This window comes from Stenotrophomonas sp. 05L414_2, from assembly GCF_056397905.1.
Window position 1 is genome coordinate 1 of record NZ_JBFTOJ010000241.1, and the last position, 4,667, is coordinate 4,667.

Annotated in this window: 3 protein-coding genes; all 3 read right to left on the reverse strand. The window is 66.5% G+C overall.

Going from position 1 to position 4,667, the window contains the following annotated elements; all coding sequences use genetic code 11:
• Positions 1-175 precede the first annotated feature (175 nt).
• The 3 genes from AC1DJN_RS20780 to AC1DJN_RS20790 all read right to left on the reverse strand — a co-directional run bounded on the left by AC1DJN_RS20780 (position 176) and on the right by AC1DJN_RS20790 (position 4,521).
• Positions 176-1,384, reverse strand: a complete 1,209-nt coding sequence (locus AC1DJN_RS20780; RefSeq protein ID WP_032977565.1) for an acetyl-CoA C-acyltransferase — start codon at positions 1,382-1,384, stop codon at positions 176-178.
• A 69-nt stretch (positions 1,385-1,453) separates the two neighbouring features.
• Positions 1,454-3,826 carry a 3-hydroxyacyl-CoA dehydrogenase/enoyl-CoA hydratase family protein gene (locus AC1DJN_RS20785; RefSeq protein ID WP_478040050.1) on the reverse strand — a complete coding sequence of 791 codons (2,373 nt, stop codon included), beginning with the start codon at positions 3,824-3,826 and terminating at the stop codon, positions 1,454-1,456.
• A 26-nt stretch (positions 3,827-3,852) separates the two neighbouring features.
• Positions 3,853-4,521: a TetR/AcrR family transcriptional regulator gene (locus AC1DJN_RS20790; RefSeq protein ID WP_025875011.1), complete on the reverse strand. Its 669-nt coding sequence runs from the start codon at positions 4,519-4,521 to the stop codon at positions 3,853-3,855.
• Positions 4,522-4,667 lie beyond the last annotated feature (146 nt).

Here is a 4,667-nt window from a genome sequence, read left to right on the forward strand (position 1 = left end):
CCCTTCCCGTCCGCGCCCGCAGGAAACCAGGCTGGCGGGATGGGTGGGCCTTTGCAGGACCGTTGGCGCCATGGATGGCGCCATCGAGCCCCCATGGATGGGTTCACGGCGTGTCCCGGGCAGCCCTGCCAACCCGGCCCACGCCTTGAAGCCCAACGAGGCAACGCCTTGAACCTTACAGTGCCTCGAAAATGCCCGCTGCACCCATGCCGGTGCCGATGCACATCGTCACCATGCCGTACTTCTGCTGGCGACGGCGCAGGCCGTGCAGCAGGGTCGCGGTACGGATCGCGCCGGTCGCACCCAGCGGATGGCCCAGCGCGATCGCGCCGCCCAGCGGGTTGACCTTGCTCGGGTCCAGGCCGCAGTCGCGGATCACGGCCAGCGACTGCGCGGCGAAGGCTTCGTTGAGCTCGATCCAGTCCAGCTGGTCCTGGCTCAGGCCGGCCTGCTTCAGTGCCTTCGGAATCGCGGCGATCGGGCCGATGCCCATCACTTCCGGGCGCACACCAGCCACCGAGAAGCTGACGAAGCGGGCCAGCGGGGTCAGGCCGTAATCCTTGATCGCCTGTTCCGACGCCAGCAGCACTGCGCCGGCGCCATCGCTCATCTGCGAGGAGTTGCCGGCAGTGACGGTGCCGCCGAACTGGCCGTTGCGGAACACCGGGCGCAGCTTGGCCAGGCCTTCAGCGGAGGAATCCGGACGCGGGCCTTCGTCGGTGTCGGCCACCTTGTTGCGGGTGATGATGCGCTTGCCGTCGGCCAGATCGGGCTGGTGCGAGACGATCTCGTACGGGCTGATCTCGTCCTTGAAGTCGCCGTTCTGGATGGCGGCCATGGCCTTCTGGTGCGAGGCCAGGGCGAACGCGTCCTGTTCTTCGCGCGAGACCTTCCACTCTTCAGCGACCTTCTCGGCGGTGATGCCCATGCCGTAGGCGATGGCGACGTGGTCGTTGTCGAACACGCTCGGGGCCATCGCGATCTTGTTGCCCATCATCGGCACCATCGACATCGATTCGGTGCCGCCGGCCAGCATCAGGTCGGCGTTGCCAAGGCGGATCGCGTCGGCCGCCTGCGCCACGGCCTGCAGGCCGGAGGAGCAGAAGCGGTTCACGGTCTGCGCGGCGATGGTGTTCGGCAGGCCGGCCAGCAGCACGCCGATGCGGGCTACGTTCATGCCCTGCTCGGCTTCGGGCATCGCGCAGCCGATGATCGCGTCATCGATGCGGTTGACGTCCACGCCCGGCGCCTGCGCCACGACRCTGCGCAGCACGTGGGCGAGCATGTCGTCGGGGCGGGTGTTGCGGAACATGCCCTTGGGCGCCTTGCCAACCGGGGTGCGGGTGGCGGCGACGATGTAGGCGTCCTGGATTTGCTTGGTCATTGCAGTGATCTCTTGAATAGGGGTTGGAAGAGGTTGCCGGCCAGTGGCCGGCACTACCGATGTCTTCCGTCAGTTCCGCAGCGGCTTGCCGGTCTTCAGCATGTGCGCGATGCGGGCCTGGGTCTTTTCCTGCTGGGCCAGTTCGACGAAGTGCTTGCGCTCCAGGGTCAGCAGCCACTCTTCGTCGACCAGGGTGCCGCGGTCGACCTTGCCGCCGCACAGCACGGTGGCGATGCGCTCGGCGATCTCGTAGTCGTACGGGCTGATGAAGCGGCCTTCCAGCATGTTGACCAGCATCATCTTGAAGGTGGCGATGCCGACGTCGCCGGCCACTTGGATGCGGCGTGCCGGCAGYGGCGGACGGTAGCCCGCTTCGGCCAGGGCGCGTGCTTCGGCCTTGGCGATGTACAGGGCCTCGTAGCTGTTGAACACCACCTTGTCGGTGCTGCGCAGCAGGCCCAGTTCCTGGGCGTTGACCGCCGAGTTGGACACCTTGGCCATCGCCACGGTCTCGAAGGTCTTCTTCAGTTCGGCGAACACGTCACCGCCCGGGCCGGCGGCCTGCGATGCGCGCACGGCCAGTTCCTTCAGGCCGCCGCCTGCCGGCAGCAGGCCGACGCCGGCCTCGACCAGGCCGATGTAGCTTTCCAGGAAGGCCACGGTCTTGGCGCTGTGCATCTGGAACTCGCAGCCGCCACCCAGGGCCAGGCCACGCACCGCAGCCACCACCGGCACCAGCGAGTACTTGATGCGCTGGCTTGTGCGCTGGAAGTTGTGCACCATTTCTTCGAACTGGTCGACCTTGCCGGCCTGCAGCAGGCCGAGGGCGCCAGCCAGGTCGGCACCGGCRGAGAAGGGCTCCTTCTGCTGCCAGATCACCAGGCCCTKGAARTCYTTYTCGGCGCGGGTGACGCATTCCTGCAGGCCATCSAGCACGTGGTCGGASACGGTGTTCATCTTGGTCTTGAAGCTGACCACGGCGATGCCATCGCCGTCGTGCCACATGCGCAGGCCGTCATTCTCGAACACGGTCTCGCCCGGCGCGAACTTCTCGCCCAGCAGCGGATCGGGGAAGCGCTGGCGCTGGTATACCGGCAGCGACGAACGCGGCAGCTTGGCGTTGCGCGACGGGCTGTAGCTGCCCTCGGCGGCATGCACGCCATCGCGGCCATCGAACACCCAGTCCGGCAGCGGGGCGTTGCTCATGCTCTTGCCGGCGACGATGTCATCGGCAATCCACTGCGCCACCTGCTTCCAGCCGGCAGCCTGCCAGGTTTCGAACGGGCCCAGCGACCAGCCGTAGCCCCAGCGGATGGCCAGATCGACGTCGCGCGCGGTCTCGGCGATGTCGGCCAGGTGGTAGGCGCTGTAGTGGAACAGGTCGCGGAAGGTCGCCCACAGGAAGTGCGCCTGCGGGTGCTGGCTCTCGCGCAGCTTGGCGAACTTCTCGGCCGGGTTCTTGATCTTCAGGATCTCGACCACTTCCGGTGCGGCGGCGCGGTCAGCCGGACGGTAGTCCTGCTTTTCCAGGTCCAGCACCACGATGTCCTTGCCGACCTTGCGGAAGATGCCGGCGCCGGTCTTCTGGCCCAGTGCGCCCTTGGCAATCAGCGCATCCAGCCACTTCGGCGACTTGAAGAACTCATGCCACGGGTCGTTGGGCAGGGTATCGCCCATGGTCTTGATGACGTGGGCCATGGTGTCCAGGCCGACCACGTCGGAGGTGCGGTAGGTGGCGGACTTCGGGCGGCCGACCAGCGGGCCGGTCAGGCCGTCCACTTCGTCGAAGCCCAGGCCGAATTCCTGGGTGTGGTGGATGGTGGACAGGATCGAGAACACGCCGATGCGGTTGCCGATGAAGTTCGGGGTGTCCTTGGCGTACACCACGCCCTTGCCCAGGGTGGTGACCAGGAACGCTTCCAGGCCTTCCAGCACGCTGGCGTCGGTGGTGGTGGCCGGGATCAGCTCGGCCAGGTGCATGTAGCGCGGCGGGTTGAAGAAATGCACGCCGCAGAAGCGGTGGCGCAGCTGTTCGGGCAGCACGTCGGCCAGCTTGTTGATGCCCAGGCCCGAGGTGTTGGAGGCCAGCACGGCGTGGTCGGCCACGAACGGGGCGATCTTCTTGTACAGGTCCTGCTTCCAGTCCATGCGCTCGGCGATCGCCTCGATGATCAGGTCGCAGTCCTTCAGCTGTTCCAGGCCGGTCTCGTAGTTGGCCGGGGTGATGGCTTCGGCCAGCGACTTGCTGGCCAGCGGCGCCGGGCTCAGCTTGCCGAGGTTGGCGATCGACTTCAGCACGATGCCATCGGCCGGACCTTCCTTGGCAGGCAGGTCGAACAGCACGGTGTCGACGCCGGCATTGGTGAGGTGGGCGGCGATCTGGGCACCCATGACGCCGGCACCCAGCACGGCGGCGCGGCGGACTAGCAGGGAATTGGACATGGTGTAGGGCCTTTGTTGGTCAGCAGTTACTGGGTGGAATCAATGGAGGCGGGCAGGGCGCTGCCGCTGCGGGCGGCGGCACGGAATCCGGCCTCGGCGAAATGGATCAGTTCATGGGCGGCATGGGCACGATGCGCCGTTTCGGTGACACCGGCAGGTCGCTTGATCAGCCCGAAATCGGCCATGGCATAGGTCAGCGAGCCAGCGAGGAAATCCAGGCGCCAATAGAGCTCTTCCTTGCTCAGGCCGGGCACGCAGGTGGCGATCGCCTTGCCGAACTCACGCAGCACGTGGCCGTAGTGGTCGGACAGGAACTTGCGCAGGTTGTCGTTCTTTTCAGCGTAGGCACGGGCGATCACGCGGACGAAGGCACCGCCGTTCTGACGGTCCTGGGCCAGCGCCAGGGCCGGCTCGACGAAGGCGGCGAGCACCGGCCGCAGTTGGCCGGGGTGTTCGTTGCGGGCACGCTCGAGCTGGGCCAGGCGGGCGCCGGTCATCTCGTCCATGCGGCGGCGGAACACCTCGTTGACCAGGTTTTCCTTGGAGCCGAAGTGGTAGTTGACCGCAGCGATGTTGACGTCGGCCTGGCTGGTGACCTGGCGCAGCGAGGTGCCGGCAAAGCCGTGCTGGGCGAACAGCTCCTCGGCGGCGCCGAGGATCCGGTCCTTGGTCGAGAAGTGGGCGGGCTTGGCCATCGGGCGGGCGGACCTTAATCAAACGATTGTTTGATACTAGAACCAGACGGTACCGTATGGCATTTTGCAGTGCAGCAAAAATGCTCGGGCTGGTCAGAATCCGCTCAGGTGGGTGAATGGGGGTAGTGTCGGCCGCTGGCCGGCAG

Bases quoted from the DNA above. Each gene is read 5' to 3' on its own strand.
- AC1DJN_RS20790 (WP_025875011.1), bottom strand. From the start codon at position 4,521: ATGGCCAAGCCCGCCCACTTCTCGACCAAGGACCGGATCCTCGGCGCC.